This is a genomic window from Kiloniella sp. (assembly GCF_048270245.1).
In the GTDB taxonomy this organism is placed as follows: Bacteria; Pseudomonadota; Alphaproteobacteria; order Kiloniellales; family Kiloniellaceae; genus Kiloniella.
In genome coordinates this window covers 350,154-368,720 of sequence record NZ_JBLWTH010000002.1, presented here as the reverse complement: position 1 = coordinate 368,720, position 18,567 = coordinate 350,154, and the positions used below count along the sequence as shown (strand labels likewise).

Annotated in this window: 17 protein-coding genes and 2 tRNA genes; 16 read left to right on the top strand and 3 right to left on the bottom strand. The window is 45.4% G+C overall.

All coding sequences use genetic code 11. From position 1 onward, the window contains the following. Positions 1–33 precede the first annotated feature (33 nt). From ACN0W5_RS06955 to ACN0W5_RS06905, 11 genes are all read left to right on the top strand, one after another. Positions 34–1,020, top strand: a complete 987-nt coding sequence (locus ACN0W5_RS06955; protein WP_417453425.1) for a tetratricopeptide repeat protein — start codon at positions 34–36, stop codon at positions 1,018–1,020. Positions 1,021–1,170: 150 nt separating this feature from the next. Continuing rightward, positions 1,171–2,649 carry an NAD(P)H-hydrate dehydratase gene (locus ACN0W5_RS06950; RefSeq protein ID WP_417453424.1) on the top strand — a complete coding sequence of 493 codons (1,479 nt, stop codon included), beginning with the start codon at positions 1,171–1,173 and terminating at the stop codon, positions 2,647–2,649. A 133-nt stretch (positions 2,650–2,782) separates the two neighbouring features. Continuing rightward, the gene (locus tag ACN0W5_RS06945) at positions 2,783–3,034 is read left to right on the top strand and encodes a hypothetical protein (RefSeq protein WP_417429068.1); all 252 of its coding nucleotides are present in this window, start codon (positions 2,783–2,785) and stop codon (positions 3,032–3,034) included. Positions 3,035–3,328: 294 nt separating this feature from the next. Beyond that, positions 3,329–4,072 carry a DUF4197 domain-containing protein gene (locus ACN0W5_RS06940; protein ID WP_417453423.1) on the top strand — a complete coding sequence of 248 codons (744 nt, stop codon included), beginning with the start codon at positions 3,329–3,331 and terminating at the stop codon, positions 4,070–4,072. Positions 4,073–4,221: 149 nt separating this feature from the next. Then, positions 4,222–4,306: transfer RNA gene (locus ACN0W5_RS06935), tRNA-Leu, on the top strand. Positions 4,307–4,411: 105 nt separating this feature from the next. Then, a complete protein-coding gene (tig, locus tag ACN0W5_RS06930; protein ID WP_417453422.1) occupies positions 4,412–5,839 on the top strand; it encodes a trigger factor in 1,428 nt (475 codons plus the stop codon). Between the two features lie 145 nt (positions 5,840–5,984). Beyond that, positions 5,985–6,629 (top strand): ATP-dependent Clp endopeptidase proteolytic subunit ClpP, encoded by a 645-nt coding sequence (gene clpP / locus ACN0W5_RS06925; RefSeq protein WP_417453421.1) that lies wholly within the window; start codon positions 5,985–5,987, stop codon positions 6,627–6,629. A gap of 188 nt (positions 6,630–6,817) precedes the next feature. Further along, the gene (gene clpX / locus ACN0W5_RS06920) at positions 6,818–8,083 is read left to right on the top strand and encodes an ATP-dependent Clp protease ATP-binding subunit ClpX (protein ID WP_417453420.1); all 1,266 of its coding nucleotides are present in this window, start codon (positions 6,818–6,820) and stop codon (positions 8,081–8,083) included. A gap of 135 nt (positions 8,084–8,218) precedes the next feature. Beyond that, positions 8,219–10,618: an endopeptidase La gene (lon, locus tag ACN0W5_RS06915; protein WP_417453419.1), complete on the top strand. Its 2,400-nt coding sequence runs from the start codon at positions 8,219–8,221 to the stop codon at positions 10,616–10,618. Positions 10,619–10,787: 169 nt separating this feature from the next. Next, on the top strand, positions 10,788–11,063 hold the full coding sequence (locus tag ACN0W5_RS06910) for an HU family DNA-binding protein (protein ID WP_046505047.1): 276 nt from the start codon (positions 10,788–10,790) through the stop codon (positions 11,061–11,063). A 144-nt stretch (positions 11,064–11,207) separates the two neighbouring features. After that, positions 11,208–11,283 (top strand) — tRNA-Val (locus ACN0W5_RS06905). Positions 11,284–11,601: 318 nt separating this feature from the next. Here the strand turns inward: ACN0W5_RS06905 and ACN0W5_RS06900 are convergent. The 3 genes from ACN0W5_RS06900 to ACN0W5_RS06890 form a co-directional block, all read right to left on the bottom strand. Next, positions 11,602–12,150 (bottom strand): CBS domain-containing protein, encoded by a 549-nt coding sequence (locus tag ACN0W5_RS06900; protein WP_417453418.1) that lies wholly within the window; start codon positions 12,148–12,150, stop codon positions 11,602–11,604. Between the two features lie 349 nt (positions 12,151–12,499). After that, entirely contained in the window at positions 12,500–12,727 is a 228-nt protein-coding gene (nqrM, locus tag ACN0W5_RS06895) for a (Na+)-NQR maturation NqrM (protein WP_417453417.1), read from the bottom strand. Between the two features lie 18 nt (positions 12,728–12,745). After that, entirely contained in the window at positions 12,746–13,792 is a 1,047-nt protein-coding gene (locus ACN0W5_RS06890) for an FAD:protein FMN transferase (RefSeq protein ID WP_417453416.1), read from the bottom strand. Positions 13,793–13,954: 162 nt separating this feature from the next. On the opposite strand from ACN0W5_RS06890, the gene ACN0W5_RS06885 reads away from it, so the two are divergent. From ACN0W5_RS06885 to nqrE, 5 genes are read left to right on the top strand one after another with little or no spacing between them, the layout of a single operon-like run. Next, on the top strand, positions 13,955–15,298 hold the full coding sequence (locus ACN0W5_RS06885; protein WP_417453415.1) for a Na(+)-translocating NADH-quinone reductase subunit A: 1,344 nt from the start codon (positions 13,955–13,957) through the stop codon (positions 15,296–15,298). Positions 15,299–15,302: 4 nt separating this feature from the next. Further along, on the top strand, positions 15,303–16,502 hold the full coding sequence (locus ACN0W5_RS06880) for an NADH:ubiquinone reductase (Na(+)-transporting) subunit B (protein WP_417453414.1): 1,200 nt from the start codon (positions 15,303–15,305) through the stop codon (positions 16,500–16,502). Then, entirely contained in the window at positions 16,495–17,301 is an 807-nt protein-coding gene (locus ACN0W5_RS06875) for a Na(+)-translocating NADH-quinone reductase subunit C (RefSeq protein ID WP_417453413.1), read from the top strand. The genes ACN0W5_RS06880 and ACN0W5_RS06875 overlap by 8 nt, the downstream gene beginning before the upstream one ends. Then, on the top strand, positions 17,301–17,954 hold the full coding sequence (locus tag ACN0W5_RS06870; RefSeq protein ID WP_417453412.1) for an NADH:ubiquinone reductase (Na(+)-transporting) subunit D: 654 nt from the start codon (positions 17,301–17,303) through the stop codon (positions 17,952–17,954). The genes ACN0W5_RS06875 and ACN0W5_RS06870 overlap by 1 nt, the downstream gene beginning before the upstream one ends. Next, positions 17,954–18,562, top strand: a complete 609-nt coding sequence (nqrE, locus tag ACN0W5_RS06865) for an NADH:ubiquinone reductase (Na(+)-transporting) subunit E (RefSeq protein ID WP_417429087.1) — start codon at positions 17,954–17,956, stop codon at positions 18,560–18,562. The genes ACN0W5_RS06870 and nqrE overlap by 1 nt, the downstream gene beginning before the upstream one ends. Positions 18,563–18,567: the final 5 nt, after the last annotated feature.

Genomic DNA, 18,567 nt, shown 5'->3' with positions numbered 1-18,567 from the left:
CACCTGTAATTTAGATTCGTAGGTTTCAATAGTATGCGTAAGACCCTTAGTCGTGTCCTTCTTGTTAGTGCAATGACACTATCACCGTTACATATGGTAAAAGCAGATGATTATTTGAACGGTGTTACGGCCTTTGAACAGGGAGATCATGCGCTTGCTCTGTCATTCTGGTTGCCGTTAGCAGAGAATGGGCACGGAAAAGCCCAATACAGTTTGGGGAAGCTATACGAAACACCAGAGTTTGGTAACGAACCAAAATATCTTGAAGCTATTAAGTGGTACGAAGCTGCTGCGAATCAGGGTGTTGCTGCTGCTCAAAACAATCTTGGCCGTTTGTATGCGCAGGGTAAAGGTGTCGATTCTGATCAGGCAAAGGCCGTCGGGTATTGGCGCATGGCTTCGGAATCTGATCATCCGATGGCGCAATATAATCTGGGGCTTGCTCTTTTCCGTGGCGAAGGCGTCGCGCAAAATTTTGAGCGCGCAGTTTTTTGGTTTCATCAATCGGCAAATAATAATGTATCTGGTGCTCAATACGCCTTGGGCGAAGTCTATCGCCTTGGTCTGTCCGTTCCAGTTGATAATCAAGTGGCTGAAAAGTGGTATCAGGCGGCTGCAAGAAATGGCAGTACCTCTGCATCTGATAAACTTGCCGAACTTGGGCAGTTGAAAGCCGAGGCCGTGAAAGAGGCAGACGCACAACCTGTTATTGGGGAGCAGGCCATTGAAGATTCAGATCTGGCTATTGCTTTAAAGGTCGAGAATATGAAAGTGGAGGCAGCTTCTGAAGAGGTGTCTACCAGTGTTGTAGAGGTTTCGGTCCCTACTAAGCCCGAGCCAAAGCCTGTGGTCAAGCCAGATTCTGTTCCAGCAGGGACGACTGCTGCTGCTGCGGACGTTGTTGCATTGGTTGGCCCGCTTAAGGATGACCGTAACTTCAGGCCAAAGAAAAATCCCCGAGGCTATAATGGTGTTGGTAGTTTGTTGGTGCCAAAGCCTAAATTTAATCCCAAAAGGTAATTTCTAGCGTTGGTTTTGTTGGTGGTAACGCAGTCAGTATAATCTTTTCTGACCAGATGTTAAGTCTTGGGGGCATATATATCAATGGCTGAAAGTACACTCGTGATATGGTAATAGTTAGAAATATTTCTCTAACGATTGTGGCTTTTGATGATGTGTAGGGGTGATCATTCTCTTCTTAGTGTTCGCGATATGTATCAGGCGGATAGATTGGCGATAAAATCTGGTGTGTCAGGAATTTCATTGATGCGACATGCCGGGCAAGCTGTTGCGCAGGCCGTTTGCGATATCATTCATGAGGGGCGGGTGCTTGTGCTTTGTGGTCCTGGTAATAATGGTGGGGATGGTTTCGCCGCCGCCGCGGTGTTGAGGGGGCGGGGGTATGAGGTTCAGCTCTATTCAATGTTGCCAATATCAAAGTTTGAGGGCGATGCCTTGCATTTTGCTCTGGAATGGCAAGGAAATGTTGTTCCTGAGCTGGGGGTGGAAGACTTTGAGCAAGCCAATGTTATTATTGATGCGCTTTTCGGGGCGGGGTTGTCACGTCCCCTTGATCGTGCCTGCTGTAATTATGTTGAGTGGTCGCGAGAGAAGTGTGTTGTTTCTGTCGATGTACCAAGTGGCGTGTCTGGTGATACGGGTGATGTTGTTGGTGATGTCGCTTTTCGTGCGGAAAAAAACGTTACTTTTTCTCTAAAAAAGACTGGGCATTGTCTTTATCCTGGCGCTGATTTGTGTGGTGAAATTATCGTCGCCGATATTGGTATTCCAGAAGAAGTTACGGCCAGTTTGTCTTTGGTTTGTCAGGAGAACCATCCGGATCTTTGGTGTGATCAGATCCCTCGCTATCAGTATGACCGTCATAAATACCATTTTGGGCATAGCCTTGTCTGGGGTGGTGATATGTCCGGTGCTGGGCGCTTGGCTACGATGTCAGCGTTGCGGGTTGGTTCTGGTCTTGTGACGGTTCTTAGTCCCGATGCTGACAGATTAATTTATGCGCTAACTTCTCCAAGCCTTATGGTGGAGGCGCATAAAAATCCTGAGGCGCTAAAGGCGTTTTTGAAGGATAGAAAAATTAGCTCCTTTGTTTTGGGCCCTGGTGCCGGTCGGGGGAGTGCTTTTAAGTCTCTTGTTTCTTCTGTGCTGGAGAACGCTTCTGTCCCTTTGGTACTTGATGCTGATGCGATCAGTGTTTTCGAAGATAGTCCTGAACAACTGCGAACTTTGTTGAATGACCAAGTCATCATTACGCCCCATGAAGGGGAGTTTAAAAGGCTTTTTCCTGAGGTTCAAGGCTGCCGGCTAGAGCGGGCGCGTGAAGCTGCAAGGGCGGCTGGATGTATTGTTGTATTGAAGGGGGCAGATACAATTATTGCGGCACCGAATGGTCGGGCTGTCATCAATACTAACGCGCCTTATTGGTTGGCGCGGGGCGGTACGGGGGATGTACTTGCTGGTATTATTACGGGATTACTTGCGCAAGGGTTGTTTCTATTTGATGCCGCTTGTGCTGGTGTCTGGCTGCATAGTGATGCTGCGCAAATGGCCGGAGGTACCATGATTGCTGATGATCTCGTTGCTTGTATTGGGAAGAGTGTCGAGCCCTTTAGGAGCTTAGGGTCATAAGTATAAATCCGTAACCCCTTAGAGTTACAAAAAAATATGTGGTTTTTGATCTATTTATTTACTTTTATTTAATAGCTACCTGCGATTATTGGCATTGTCATGTATAGAAAGTGTTCGTATTTAGGGTTTAATTATGTCATTCGTTGATAGTCTATATAAGTTCAAGCGCGATTCAGATGAAGTCAAAGTTGGTCACAAATATCGCTATGTGAACCCTCATCGGGTTGTTGAGACAGCTAAGGTTATTAATGTAAAGAAGGATACCTTTGGAATACCGCATGTACATTTTGCGATTTCTGTTGATGGTGATACTAGCACAGGATTTGAAGATTTTAGAACACTGGGCCTTTCTAGCTTTTCAGAGCGTTACTGCCAGGCGGTTTAACGCTCTAAGCATTTAAAAGATAGTCGGGAATATGATTACTTGGCCTTGAACTGAATGTTCAGGGCCTTTTGTGTTTTGTATATTTTTTAATGAGTGTGATTTCTTTGCGTTTAATGTTTTACGTATATATACGCGCTTTCCGAATCTGTTATATGTGTAGATGTTTAGCTCGGTTCTTCTTCCTTGTGTGGGGACACTACGCTTCTCTCTTCACATCTAGAGCAAGAATTAAGCTAAACAACTTTAAAATCTAACTTTAGTTAGGTCATTTTTCATCAGGTTCGGAATGTCTCTATGTTCAAAAAATCCATTACAGTTTCTGTTGCTTTATCGTTTATGTTTCTCACTTTGCCTGTGCAGGCGGATTTGTTTAGTGATGGGCTTAAAATACTCAATGGTGGGGAAAACAAGCAGGAAGAGAAAAATCAGGGAAGCTTGAGTGTCGGAGAAATCTCAACAGGCTTGAAGGAAGCTTTACGGGTCGGATCGTCCCGCGTTGTTGATCAGGTCAGCTTGCAAGATGGTTTTAATGCGGATAGCAACATTCATATTCCTTTACCAGATAGCTTGAAGAAAGTTCAGGGCGCATTACGCACCGTCGGCCTGTCTTCTATGGCAGATGATCTGGAACTCAAGCTCAATCGTGGCGCAGAAAAAGCATCGGTGGAAGCTCGTGAACTTTTCCTTGATACGATTTCTAAAATGACGCTGGAAGATGCGCGACGGATTTATAATGGACGCAATGACGAAGCCACGAGGTATTTTCAGGAAAAAATGAACCCTGAGTTAAAGGCGAAATTTAAACCGATTATTGACCGAACACTTTCAGAAGTTGGTGCGGTTAACAGTTATGAGGAAATGATTTCCAGCTACAAAGCGATTCCTTTTGTACCAGATGTGAAGGCTGATCTGACTGATTATACTGTTTCTAAGGCGCTGGAAGGGTTGTTTTATTATCTGGCAAAGGAAGAAGAGCAGATTCGGCAGAATCCAGTGGCACGAACAACAGAGATTCTTAAGAATGTTTTTGGCTCTTGATGGAAAACTCAAGATTGGCAGTATTCTGGGGTTTTTGGGCAGATCAGTGAAAAACGTGATGAGAAAATCAAAAAAAAACAACAAAATTGAAAAGTCTTAGTTGCGTCCTCCGTAATGATGTATTAAACCCCTCCAAATCGAGACGAAATGCGGGTGTGGCGGAATTGGTAGACGCACCAGATTTAGGTTCTGGCGCCGAGAGGCGTGGAGGTTCAAGTCCTCTCACCCGCACCATCTCGAAACTAATTTGTTTGACCCTGGAAGGCCAGCGCTGCCCGGGCAGCTTGCTTTTGTCCTCCAAGGTCTTTTTTACGTTAAAATGAAAGGCGTCGCCGGCAAATGCAGGTAACTGAGACAAACGCGGACAATCTGAAACGCGAATTTACGGTGGTCGTTCCCGCCAATGACATCGACGCAAAAATCGATAGTCGTCTGGTTGAGCTAAGTTCTCAAGTCAAGCTCCCAGGCTTCCGTCCTGGCAAAGTTCCAATGAAATTGATGAAGCAACGTTACGGTAAATCCGTGATGGGCGAAGTTCTTGAAGCATTGGTAAACGAAACCTCTCAGGAAGTTATTTCAGAGCGTAGCCTGCGTCCTGCGATGCAACCGAAAATCGAAGTTACCTCTTTTGATGATGGCAAAGATCTAGAATACTCTATTGCTTTCGAAATCATCCCTGATATCGAACCAATGGATTTCGCCAAACTGAAGCTTGAAAAACTTTCTGTTGATGTTCCTGCGAAAGAAGTCGACGAATCTCTTGGTCGGATTGCTGAAAATCACAAAACAACTCAGCCGCTAAAGCGTAAGCGTAAAGCTAAAGATGGCGACGTGGTGACGATCGACTTCAAAGGCACTGTTGGTGGTGAAGCTCTTCCTGGCATGGCCGGAGATGATTTCAAACTAGAACTTGGTTCTGGTCAATTTATCCCAGGTTTTGAAGAGCAGGTCGTTGGTGCAAACATCGATGATGATGTAACCGTAAATGTTACTTTCCCAGAAGGTTACGGCAACGAGAAGCTATCCGGTCAAGATGCTGTCTTTGAAGTTAAAGTAAAAGATATCGAAGAAACCGTTCCTGCTGAAGTTGATGATGCACTTGCTGAAAAGCTTGGTGAAGAGAACCTCGAAAAACTTAAAGAGCGTGTTGCTGAGCAGGTTAAAGCTGAATATGACCGCATAGCACATTCTCATCTGAAGCGTGAAGTTCTTGATCAGCTTGCTGATAACCATGATTTCGATGTTCCAGAAGCAATGGTTGAAGCTGAATTTGACGGTATCTGGAAACAGATCGAAGCCGACAAAGAGCAGGGCAAGCTTGACGAAGAAGATGCTGCTAAGTCTGAAGACGAGCTAAAAGCTGAATATCAGGACATTGCTGTACGTCGCGTTCGTCTTGGTCTTCTTCTTTCTGAAGTTGGCGGTAAGAATGAAATTGATGTTACTCAAGAAGAACTGAACGGTGCTCTTCTTCAAGAAGCACGTAACTATCCTGGTCAAGAACAGGCTGTTTTCGAGTTCTATCAAAAGAACCCGCAGGCTTTGGCAAACCTTCGTGCGCCAGTATTCGAAGACAAGGTTGTTGATTTCATCGTTGACCTTGCAAAGGTTACTGAGAAATCCATTTCTCCTGATGATCTTCGTAAGCAGATCGAAGCTGAAAACGAAGCAGTAACAAAAAAGAAACCTGCGAAAAAAGCAGCTGCAAAAAAAGCTCCGGCCAAAAAGCCCGCTAAAAAAGCTGCTGCTAAAAAGGCAGATGCTTAAGGTCTGGTCGCCTTAATAAAACTAAACGTGTTGTATGGGTTGTGCGAATCTCTCGCGCAACCCATATTACTTTCTAGTGAGATATAGTTAACGAGCTTAATTTGTTAATTAATATGTGACACGCGAATTACGTTGAGGGGAAGCTATGAGTGATCCACGCGATATATATATGAATACACTCGTTCCTATGGTTGTTGAGCAAACAAGCCGTGGTGAACGTTCTTATGATATCTACTCAAGGCTTCTAAAAGAGCGAATTATCTTTCTGACTGGTCAAGTAAACGATCAGGTAGCTAGCCTAATATGCGCTCAATTGCTGTTCCTTGAATCAGATAATCCAAAGAAAGATATTTCTTTCTACATCAACTCACCTGGCGGTGTGGTGACGTCTGGTTTGGCGATGTATGACACCATGCAATACATTAAACCCGAAGTTTCCACTGTGTGTGTTGGCCAGGCCGCATCTGCAGGGTCTTTGTTGTTGATGGCTGGTGCTAAAGGCAAGCGCTTCGCCCTGCCAAACTCCAAGATCATGATCCATCAACCTTCTGGTGGATTCCAGGGGCAGGTAACTGATATTGAGATTCATGCAAAAGATATCATTGATACCAGATCTCGCTTGAACAAGCTTTATGCCGACCACTGTGGTCAGCCAATTGAAATAATTGAGCAGGGTATGGAGCGTGATAACTTTATGACACCCGATGAAGCAAAAACATTTGGGTTGATTGATGAGGTTATTTCTCACCGGGAAGCAGATGCGAGCGATAAAGGCGATGCATCTAAATAGTTGATAATTTGATCGGCACTGGGAAGAGTTCATTAACGAAGCTTTGTTATCCTCATTATAAAAGACAGGTACTTTATTGGTAATTGTCGAGGTGTTTTGCTTATAACATGGATTTTTCCCATTGTGCGGGTCGGGTCTGTCTGTCAACATGACCTAATATTGGGAATTGATTTCGAGGCTCATACGTAATGTCAAAATCGAGCGATAACGACTCGAAAAATACTCTCTACTGTTCCTTCTGCGGCAAGAGCCAGCATGAAGTTCGCAAGTTGATTGCGGGACCCACCGTCTTTATTTGTGACGAGTGTGTCGAACTATGTATGGATATCATTCGTGAAGAACATAAATCATCATTGGTAAAATCTGGTGACGGGGTACCTTCGCCACAGGATATCTGTGATGTGTTAAACGATTATGTTATCGGACAGGGACACGCTAAAAAAGTGCTCTCTGTGGCTGTGCATAATCATTACAAACGTCTGGCACATGGGAATAAATCGGGTGATGTAGAACTCGCCAAGTCCAACATTATGCTGGTTGGTCCAACTGGTTGTGGTAAAACGCTTCTAGCGCAGACCTTGGCGAGAATTCTGGACGTTCCCTTTACCATGGCTGATGCGACGACGCTTACTGAGGCAGGATATGTTGGTGAAGATGTTGAGAATATCATTCTCAAGCTTCTACAATCTGCTGATTATAACGTCGAGCGTGCGCAACGTGGTATCGTCTATATTGACGAGGTCGATAAGATTAGCCGGAAGTCTGATAACCCATCCATTACACGTGACGTGTCTGGTGAAGGTGTTCAGCAGGCGTTGTTAAAGATCATGGAAGGCACTGTTGCCTCTGTGCCGCCACAGGGTGGACGGAAACATCCGCAACAGGAATTTCTTCAGGTTGATACGACAAACATCCTCTTTATCGTTGGCGGAGCTTTTGCAGGACTGGATAAAATTATCTCTGGTCGTGGCAAAGGATCATCCATCGGTTTTGGTGCAGATGTCGTCGGGCCAGATGAACGAAGAATGGGTGACATCCTTCGCGAAGTTGAGCCAGAAGATTTGTTGAAATTCGGTCTGATCCCTGAATTTGTTGGTCGTCTGCCAGTTGTTGCGACACTGGAAGATCTTGACGCTGATGCACTGGTCGAAATTTTATCCGAACCTAAGAATGCATTGGTTAAGCAGTATAAACGTCTTTTCGATATGGAAGATATTTCACTGACTTTTACCGATGGTGCTCTTTTGGGGATTGCTGAAAAGGCAATCGAACGGAAAACTGGTGCACGTGGCTTGCGTTCTATCATGGAAGGTATTCTGCTGGATACGATGTATGAACTACCAAGCCTGAAAGGTGTCGAAGAAATCGTTATTAATAGTGAAGTTGTAAACGGTAAGGCGCAACCTCTCTATATATACGGTGATAGCAAGGAAGAGACCGGCACGGACGCGTAACTTTGGCAGGCCATTCTTGCTTAATGGCTTGAAGGTTTCGTACCCGTTCTTATCTATATAAAGTTGTTAATTTAATGGGGGGTGAGAAATCACCCCCTAGACTCTGTTTTTAAGCCAGCGAGCTTGTGAGGATATATGTTGGAAATTTCTCACGGTGATGTTTATCCCGTACTCCCTTTACGTGACATAGTTGTCTTCCCGCATATGATTGTTCCACTATTTGTCGGACGTGATAAATCTGTTCGTGCGCTTGAAGATGTGATGAAAGAAGACAAGCAGATACTGCTTGTGACACAGAAAAACGCATCCCAGGATGACCCAAGCCCGTCTGATATCTACACTGTAGGTACAATCGGTACGGTTCTTCAATTGCTTAAGTTGCCTGATGGTACCGTTAAGGTGCTGGTTGAAGGTGTTCGTCGTGCGAAGATTACGAAATTTTCTGATAATGAAGACTTCTTCCAGGCCGAAGCTGAGCCATTGGATGATGACGAGGGTGATGAAAGAGAGCTGGATGCTCTTTCAAGAAGTGTGGTTTCTCAGTTCGAGCAATACATTAAGCTGAACAAAAAAATCCCGCCGGAAGTTTTGGTCTCAATTAACCAGATCGACGAATCTGGTAAGCTTGCTGATACAGTTGCATCACATCTTTCGTTGAAGATTTCCGAAAAACAGGAACTTCTGGAATGCGAGACAATTGCTGAACGTCTGGAAAAAATTTACGGCTTTATGGAAGGCGAAATTGGCGTTCTTCAAGTCGAAAAAAGAATTAGAAATCGCGTTAAACGCCAAATGGAAAAAACCCAGCGTGAGTATTATTTGAATGAGCAACTAAAAGCTATTCAAAAAGAACTTGGCGAGGGCGAAGATGGTCGCGATGAGCTTGCCGAACTTGAAGACAAGATCGAAAAAACCAAGCTCACGAAAGAAGCTAAAGAGAAATCTATGGCGGAGCTGAAAAAGCTTCGTAATATGAGCCCGATGTCTGCGGAAGCAACGGTTGTTCGTAATTATCTCGACTGGATGCTTTCTATTCCATGGAAGAAACGCAGCAAAATCAAAAAAGATATTCCCAATGCTGGAAAAGTTCTTGATGAAGAGCATTTCGGTCTTGAGAAGGTCAAAGAACGTATTTTGGAATATTTGGCTGTTCAGCAGCGGATGCGTAAAGTCAAAGGCCCAATCCTTTGCCTTGTTGGCCCTCCTGGAGTTGGTAAAACATCTTTGGGTAAATCGATTGCGCGGGCAACAGGGCGTAATTTTGTACGTATGAGCTTGGGCGGTGTACGTGATGAATCCGAAGTGCGCGGTCATCGCAGAACCTACATCGGGTCTATGCCGGGTAAAGTTATTCAGGGAATGAAGAAGGCTAAATCTTCTAACCCGTTATTCCTGTTGGATGAGATTGATAAGCTGGGCAATGACTGGCGCGGTGATCCTTCTTCGGCTTTGCTTGAAGTTTTGGATCCGGAACAAAACAATACATTTAATGATCACTACCTCGAAGTTGATTATGATCTTTCTGATGTGATGTTTGTCACGACTGCAAACTCGTTGCGTATGCCACAGCCGTTGTTGGATCGTATGGAAATCATTCGAATCCCAGGTTATACCGAAGACGAGAAGTTGCAGATTGCGATCCGACATTTGTTGCCAAAGCAGTTAAAAGATCATGGTATCAAAAAAGAAGAGTGGTCTATTGATGATGAAGCGCTTCGCAAATTGATACAGCATTACACTCGAGAAGCAGGCGTTCGTAGTCTGGAGCGTGAAGTTGCGAAGCTGTTGCGTAAGGCTGTTAAAGAAATTGAGATGGGTACAACGGATGCAGTTCATGTGACCGTTGATAATCTTGGTGATTTTGCAGGTATTCAACGTTATCGTTACGGTGAAGCTGAACAGAAAGATCTTGTCGGTGTTGTTACCGGTCTTGCCTGGACAGAAGTTGGTGGTGAACTCCTGACAATCGAATCTGTGACTGTTGCAGGTAAGGGTAAAGTTTCTGCGACAGGTAAGCTTGGGGATGTGATGAAAGAATCTATCCAGGCTGCAGAATATTTTGTGAAGAGTCGTAGTCTTGAATTTGGCATTAAGCCGTCTCTATTCGATAAAAAAGACATCCACGTACACGTTCCAGAGGGGGCGACTCCTAAAGATGGGCCTTCGGCTGGTGTGGCGATGGTGACCTCGATCGTCTCTGTTTTGACTGGAACACCGATTCGACACGATGTTGCTATGACCGGTGAGGTAACATTGCGTGGTCGTGTGCTGCCAATTGGCGGTTTGAAAGAAAAAATGATGGCTGCGCTTCGTGGAAATATCAAAACGGTCATTATTCCACAGGAAAATGAGAAAGATTTAGCCGATATTCCTGATAATGTTCTTCAGGGACTCAAGGTAATTCCTTGTTCTACGGTCGATGAGGTCCTTAAAGCGGCGCTTTCAGAGAATCTGACGCCGATAGAGGATTGGAACGAAGGAAGTGATGCGGAAAAGCATCATGAAGGCGATCGTGAAGGGGTAATTACGCACTAGTTGTGCTTTTTGTGGGGCAAGATAGATAAAATGCGACCAAAACCCTTGGGATTCGGACGTTTCTTGCATTGACGTCGCTGCCATTAGCGATCTACAATTGCCCCACAATCAAGAAGTCGTTAGACACTTTTTTTCAATCTTACCCGTATAATTAGAGGGGGGGTCAACCATGAATAAAAATGATTTGGTCGCAGCTGTAGCTGATAAAACAGGTCTATCTAAGGCCGATGCAGGTAAAGCTATCGACGGTGTATTCGAAGCTGTAACAGATGCTCTAACTGGTGGTGACGAAGTTCGTCTCGTTGGTTTTGGTACTTTCAGTGTAGCAGCACGTGCTGCTTCTCAGGGTCGTAACCCACGTACTGGTGAGGTTATCCAGATTCCTGCTTCTAAGCAGCCTAAATTTAAAGCCGGTAAAGGCTTGAAAGACGCTGTAAACAAGTAATAACTGTTTGTAGTTGCTTATGAAAAACCGGTTAGCGATCAGCTAGCCGGTTTTTTTTTGTTTATTGTCAATTTTGTGTAATTTTACCCTTGCCAAGGAACGCGAATCACCTTAAAAGCTCCTTCATCAGACGAGACGTCTGGTGGGCGATTAGCTCAGTTGGTAGAGCATCTCGTTTACACCGAGAGGGTCGGCAGTTCGAGCCTGTCATCGCCCACCAGACGTCTTATAAAAACGGCGCTTCAAATAATTGAAGCGCCGTTTTGCGTCTATAAATCAGTGCCTTGTACTTTTGATGTTGATTATCAAAAGCTGTTCTAGAAGTTATCGGTAAGCTTTTACACGATCCATTTCATTCTGGCATTTCATTCTGGTTGATCGCTTTCTTAATAGAGCGATCAACCAGCTGTAATTAATCCAATAAACGTTCGTTAGGCTTGCTGTGAAGGTGATGGATTAAAAATAGCTCGAGGAGAGAGAGACACCATCATGATAAAGCACTCATGGCTGTAAGTTTTAACCCCTCGACGTGCGCTCTTTAACCAACAACCAGCTGTTTTAGCTGTAGGGTCTCGTACTCTAGTTCATTAAGTCGATAATTCACCACATCACCGATCGTGACGACACCTACCAGCTTGTTATTCTCTACCACTGGCATGTGTCGAAAGCGACCGTCTGTCATGCGGCGGAGGACGGATACAAGTGCTTCGTTCCGAGTGCATACTTCTACTTCACAGGTCATAACTTGCTCGACTTTATGGGGTAGGGTGCGTCCGGGCGTTTCTGCTAGTTTCCGAACAATATCTCGTTCAGAGAGAATGCCGAGCAACGTACCGCCAGAATCGGAAACAACCAAGGCCCCAATCCGTTTTTCGCTGAGAAGTTCGACTGCTTTTCCGAGAGTGTCTTGAGGGTTAATCGAAAAAACAGCATCGCCTTTGTTAGTGATAATATTTTGTACGGTGGCTGTTCCGGCAGCAAAGTTTGATTGCGCCGACTGGCTAACTGTTTTTTTTTGCTGGTTGTCACTTTTTCTTGGTGCTTGATAGGTCGTTGGCATAAGAAAGCATCCTGACTTGATTGTCATTATGGACTGTGCTTAATAACTATAAGACAAATCATTTACTTAGGGAAGTCTTGCTTTTTGATCACGATAACTCTTGCCCCTTGGAGCGCGACGTTAATTTTCGTAATCGCCTGTATGGCTGGCTATAAATATCGCCGAGTGTGGAAAGCCGAAGGGCCGACTTGGCAACTGTGGATTTCCGGTCTTGTTGCAGCAAGTTGCCTATTGATATTAGGATTTGTGCCTCTCACAACAGGATCTTAGTAAACAGATTCCCTAGATTTTTTTATGACAAGAAAATAGATACAAAAAATCCTCTCTAATCAGATAATTAGAGAGGATTTTTATGACGAGGAAGTCTGTTCGTTATCTAACTAGGTTGATTCTGTTTTTCCCGTGCGCGCGGACAACTTAGTCTGTCACGAAGAGGACTGTTTGGATCGACTTCTTTATTGCAGACCAAGCAATGATCAGCGCCACTGATGGCGTTTAAGCCACCACAGCTGCCCTTAATCGTCTTGCCCTGCATAATAACACCAATGGCCATGCCTAGGACGAGTAGGGCTAAGATGCCGAATGCTAATAAGAAGGTAGCCACTGGTCAGTTATCCAATCTCTAGGCTTGCATGTCGCTAAAGCGCGTGCTTGGCGTTGTGATAAACTTAGTACGGGTAGCATTGTTATCACGTTCAATGAACAATACGGCCATATCAAGATTATTAGCAATTTCCAGACCGCGCTCTTTACCCAGGACAAGCATGGCAGTTGCCCAAGCATCAGCCAGCATCGCATTTTCTGTTAGTACTGTTACAGACGCAGTTGTGTGAGTAATAGGGCGACCTGTTTGAGCGTCGATGATGTGTGAATAACGCACACCGTCCTGCTCGAAATAGTTCCGGTAGTCACCAGATGTCGCCATGCCAAGGTTTGAAAGGCCAACAACTTCTTGCATTGTACGGTCATGTGCATCTGGTGTCTCAATACCGATTTGCCATGGTGTACCATCTGGATTGAGGCCCGCAGTGTAAAGGTCGCCACCAATCTCTACCATAAAGTCTTTAATGCCGTGGCTCTCAAGCTTACGGGCAATTACATCAACGCCATAACCTTTGCCAATAGCAGAGAGATAAATTTCTGTTTCAGGTGTTTGTTTCTGAAGCGATTGATCAGAAACACGTAAGGTCCGGCTTTGACCTGACGCACGAAGTGCAGTCTCAATTGCCTCTGCTGTCGGTGTCTGTGCTGTGTTGCCTACTGATCCAAAGCCCCAGAGATCAATCAATGGACCGAGAGTGACATCAAACTGCCCGTCGCTTGCGGTGTGAACGGAATTGGCAGCATTCATAACCTCTGCAAGTGCAGGAGAAACAGTGACCGAGTCGGTTGACGTCGAGGCATTGAATCGTGAGATTTCAGATGCAGGGTCCCAGTTAGATAGCTGTGTGTTTACTTGCACCAAAGCTGAATCAATATCTTTACGCAGCTGTTCTTCTGATAAAGCCTGTGTGTGATCGACTGCTACTATAGAGTAGTTGGTGCCCATGGTGAGACCGGCGACTTTTAACACCGATGATGACGACCCTAATTTGCAAGCACTCAATGCAGCGAGGCAAGCAGGCATGATCATGAAATTACGGCGCGAAATGAGGAAATTATCCGGCACTATTAAGGCCTCCATGCTAATATAAAAGCTAGTTTCATTGGCTTATGGGCGAGTTTTATAGCAGATTCAACAAAAAATTAAGTCTTTGTGCCCAAAAAAGTACTTTAAGAGGCCGCATAATTGTCGCATAAGAGCTAAAAATTTTTACAGGACTGCATAAACGTGCCGAAATTCTCGTTACGAAAAGGTCTTGATGTTCCTGTGCTGGGGGCACCCGAGCCTGGAATCAAAGATCCTGCTACAGTTGGCTCCGTTGCTATATTAGGCGCGGACTATATTGGCCTGAAACCGCGCCTTTCGGTTCAGGAAGGGGATGTCGTTGCGGCAGGAACCCCTATTCTATCCCATAAAGATACACCGGAAGTTCTCATCACGTCGCCAGTTTCTGGTCGGATTAGAGCGATCAATCGAGGCGCACGACGTGTCTTGATCAGTGTCGTAATTGACATTGATGAGTCGGCTGCTGAACCGATTGATTTTTCTAGCGTGGGTGATGTCTCTACTGCGGAAGGTTTGGTTGAGCGTCTTTGTGCTGCTGGACTTTGGACGTCGTTTCGCACGAGACCTTATTCTAAGGTTCCTGTACCGGACAGTAGACCGTCAGCCATTTTTGTGACGGCAATGGATTCAGAGCCGCTCTCGGCTGATCCTACAGAGATCATTGCTGATGAAGCGGAGAATTTTCGCAAAGGACTGGAAGCGATTACACTGCTTACAGAGGGAAAAACCTATCTTTGCCAAGCTCCAGATGTTGATATTCCAGGTTCAGACCTTTCAGCCGTAACTGTTGCAAGTTTTTCAGGACCTCATCCTGCTGGCTTGGCTGGAACACATATACATTTTCTTGAGCCACCAAAGGGTGATCAAGCTGTCTGGACAATTGGTTATTCGGATGTCATTTCGATCGGTAAGTTGATTTCAACTGGGTGTTATGATGCAAGCCGTGTTGTTGCATTGTCTGGTCCTCTTTGCGCTAATCCTCGTTTGGTTCGCACGATTTCTGGTGCATCGATGGCAGATCTGATTGCCCAAGATATACCCGGTGATGTGCCTGTTCGCATGATTTCAGGGTCAATTCTTAGTGGGCGTATGGGCGAGGGCGAAGATGGATACCTTGGCCGCTACGCACGTCAGATTACATTGATCGAAGAAGACGAAAAACAGATCACGATGGGTTGGATTCTCCCAATGCCGTCGAAATATTCAGTACAACCTGTATTGGGATCTGCTTTCTCTAAGAAGCTTTATGCTTTGACGTCAAACCTCAACGGTGGTCGTAGAGCTATGGTGCCGCTTGGTACTTTTGAAGAGCTTATGCCGCAGGATTATTTACCAACTCAGCTCTTACGTGCACTTTTGGTGATGGACACCGATCAGGCACAGGCACTCGGTGCACTAGAACTGGACGAAGAAGATCTTGGCGTAGTCGGCTTTGCTTGCCCAGCCAAGTATGAATATGGCACGGCGCTACGCGACTGCCTTAACAAGATCGAAAAGGAGGGCTGATCTCGTGGGTATTCGCAACTTTTTCGATCGTATAGAGCCTCATTTCACCAATGGTGGTAAGTATGAGAAGTTCTTCCCCATCTATGAAATGGTCGAGAGCTTTCTCTACACGCCAAAAACGGTGACGAAAGTCGCTCCGCATGCAAGATCTTATGTGGATATGAAGCGGATCATGACCTATGTGGTCATTGCGACGATCCCTTGTATTCTGATCGGGCTGTATAATGTCGGTTTTCAGACGAATACGGCAATGGAAGTTCATAATTCGTCCGGTTGGCGGGTGTGGCTTCTTGATTTATTAGGGGTTGGTTTTGACCCTAATAATCCGATAGCCAATTTCTTACATGGTCTGCTTTATTTCCTTCCGATTTATATCGTAACACTTGTTGTTGGCGGTATTTGGGAAGTCATCTTTGCGACGGTGCGTGGTCACGAAGTTAACGAAGGTTTTCTTGTTACTTCAATGCTTTATGCGTTGATTTTACCGCCAAGCGCCCCTTTGTGGCAGGTTGCTTTAGGTATTTCTTTTGGCGTTGTTATCGGTAAAGAGGTATTTGGCGGAACTGGGAAGAACTTTCTTAACCCTGCGCTTACCGGACGTGCTTTCCTTTACTTTGCATATCCAGCACAAATGTCGGGCGAAACTATTTGGACACCTGTCGATGGTTTCTCTGGCGCGACGGCCCTTTCTGTCAGCGCTTCTGAAGGATTCTCGGAACTTGCTTCTCGTGGGATTGATTGGACAAGCGCCTTTCTTGGTACGATCCAAGGATCTATTGGCGAAACCTCTACATTGGCCTGTTTAATTGGGTTGAGCTTTTTGCTGATTACCAAGATTGCCAATTGGCGTCTTGTTGTTGGTTGTTTGGGCGGTATGATCGGCTTTTCTTTGCTTCTCAATTGGGTTGGGTCTGACAGTAATCCGATGTTTGCAATGCCGTGGTATTGGCATCTTGTAACGGGCGGTTTTGCGTTTGGTCTTGCCTTTATGGTTACGGAACCTGTTTCTGCCAGCCACACCAACGTTGGGCGTTATATCTATGGCGCGTTGATTGGTTTTATGGTGGTCATGATCCGGGTAATTAATCCGGCTTTCCCAGAGGGAATGATGCTTGCCATTTTATTCGGAAACGTCTTTGCGCCACTGATCGATTATTTTGTGGTGCAAGCCAATATTAAGCGGAGGGCAAAGCGTAATGCCTGACGAAAATAAAAAACCTGGATTGTTACGCCGTTTTCTTGATACACCCCCTGATTCAGTGGGCAAAACGGTAGTTGTAGCAGTAACGCTTTGTCTTGTGGCTTCGATGATTGTGTCTGCTGTTGCAGTGTCGTTGAGACCTGTGCAGGAAATCAACAAGCTTAAAGACAAGCAAATCAACATTCTGCAGGTGGCCGGGCTTTATAGTCCTGGTACAGATGTGACAGAGGCTTTCAAGGTTTTCGAACCACATGTGCTAGAGCTTGCAACAGGTGAATTTACGGATCAATTCGACGTAAACACATTTGATGATCGTGCTGCTGCAGATGCCCCCGAATTGTCTGTTGAATTGACAGATGATCCGGCGTCGATTGGTCGGCAAGCCAAGTTTGTGACTGTGTACCTCCTGCGTAATGAAGATGGCAGTCTCGACAAGGTGATCTTACCTCTACATGGGTATGGACTTTGGTCAACGCTTTATGGGTTCATTGCTGTTGAAGAAAACGCCAACGATATTTTTGGGTTACAGTTCTACAGTCATGCTGAAACGCCGGGCCTTGGTGCTGAAGTTGATAATCCGCGCTGGAAATCACTATGGCGTGGTAAAAAGCTTTATGATGACAATGACGTGCTACAGATTACAGTTGCTAAAACGGCACCGCCTGCTGGTCAGGAATTCCATGTCGACGCTTTGGCAGGGGCAACACTGACGTCTAATGGCGTAGATAATCTGGTACGTTTCTGGATGGGTAAGGCGGGATATGCTCCTTTCCTAGAATCAGTTAAAGCGGGAGAGATCTAATGGCGCAGACTCCTAAAGAACTTATTCTCGACCCGATGGTCGATAACAATCCGATTACGCTACAGGTTCTTGGTATCTGTTCAGCGCTGGCGGTAACATCTTCTTTGCAGGTGGCTTTTGTTATGGCCCTTGCTGTAACAGCGGTTACAGCATTCGCATCGATGTTTATTTCGATGATCCGAAATCAGATCCCTGGTTCTATCCGGATTATTGTACAGATGGTGATTATTGCATCACTTGTGATTGTCGTTGATCAGGTTCTCAAGGCCTATGCTTTCGAGATTTCCAAAACGCTTTCTGTCTTTGTCGGTTTGATTATCACCAACTGTATTGTGATGGGGCGCGCAGAAGCCTTTGCGATGAAAAATCCGCCGATTGCGTCTTTCATTGATGGAATTGGTAATGGTTTGGGTTACGGATTGATTTTGATGCTTGTTGGTGTGATCCGCGAGCTTTTCGGTTCCGGTTCGCTTTTTGGGGTGACGATACTTGAGACTGTGAATAACGGTGGTTGGTATGTACCGAACGGTCTTTTGCTACTGCCTCCTTCAGCTTTCTTTGTCATTGGTCTGCTTATCTGGGCGTTCCGTGCTTGGAAACCAGAGCAAATTGAAGAGCGTGATTATAAAATTCAAGTGGTTGAGGAACACTAATGGAAGAGCTGATCTCTTTAGCCGTAAAGGCGGTTTTCGTTGAAAATCTGGCGCTTTCATTTTTCCTGGGCATGTGCACCTTTATTGCTGTGTCGAAAAAGATCGCGACTGCTATCGGCCTCGGTATTTCTGTGATGGTTGTTCAGGCTATTACTGTGCCTGCAAATAATCTGATCCTGACTTACCTTCTGGCGCCGGGGGCTCTTTCTTGGGCCGGGTTTGATAATGTCGATCTAACCTTTCTTGGTCTGATTTCTTACATCGGCGTTATTGCGGCGTTGGTTCAGATACTTGAAATGGTTTTGGATAAATATTTCCCACCGCTTTACAACGCTTTGGGCGTGTTCTTGCCGTTGATTACAGTGAACTGCGCTATTCTTGGTGGCTCGCTATTTATGGTCGAGCGCGACTATAATTTTGCAGAGGCAACGACCTACGGCATTTCTTCTGGTTTTGGTTGGGCTTTGGCAATCACGGCGATGGCTGGTGTTCGCGAAAAACTAAAGTATTCGGATATACCTGACGGTCTTCAGGGCCTTGGTATTACCTTCATCACTGCCGGCCTTATGGCGATGGCCTTCATGTCCTTTAGTGGCGTGAAATTGTAAAGGGG

Coding starts and splice junctions, on each gene's coding strand:
- ACN0W5_RS06870 (WP_417453412.1), top strand. CDS start 17,301: ATGGCGCAGACTCCTAAAGAACTTATTCTCGACCCGATGGTCGATAAC.
- ACN0W5_RS06940 (WP_417453423.1), top strand. CDS start 3,329: ATGTTCAAAAAATCCATTACAGTTTCTGTTGCTTTATCGTTTATGTTT.
- ACN0W5_RS06875 (WP_417453413.1), top strand. CDS start 16,495: ATGCCTGACGAAAATAAAAAACCTGGATTGTTACGCCGTTTTCTTGAT.
- lon (WP_417453419.1), top strand. CDS start 8,219: ATGTTGGAAATTTCTCACGGTGATGTTTATCCCGTACTCCCTTTACGT.
- ACN0W5_RS06900 (WP_417453418.1), bottom strand. CDS start 12,150: ATGACAATCAAGTCAGGATGCTTTCTTATGCCAACGACCTATCAAGCA.
- clpX (WP_417453420.1), top strand. CDS start 6,818: ATGTCAAAATCGAGCGATAACGACTCGAAAAATACTCTCTACTGTTCC.
- clpP (WP_417453421.1), top strand. CDS start 5,985: ATGAGTGATCCACGCGATATATATATGAATACACTCGTTCCTATGGTT.
- nqrE (WP_417429087.1), top strand. CDS start 17,954: ATGGAAGAGCTGATCTCTTTAGCCGTAAAGGCGGTTTTCGTTGAAAAT.
- ACN0W5_RS06910 (WP_046505047.1), top strand. CDS start 10,788: ATGAATAAAAATGATTTGGTCGCAGCTGTAGCTGATAAAACAGGTCTA.
- ACN0W5_RS06950 (WP_417453424.1), top strand. CDS start 1,171: ATGATGTGTAGGGGTGATCATTCTCTTCTTAGTGTTCGCGATATGTAT.
- tig (WP_417453422.1), top strand. CDS start 4,412: ATGCAGGTAACTGAGACAAACGCGGACAATCTGAAACGCGAATTTACG.
- ACN0W5_RS06955 (WP_417453425.1), top strand. CDS start 34: ATGCGTAAGACCCTTAGTCGTGTCCTTCTTGTTAGTGCAATGACACTA.
- ACN0W5_RS06945 (WP_417429068.1), top strand. CDS start 2,783: ATGTCATTCGTTGATAGTCTATATAAGTTCAAGCGCGATTCAGATGAA.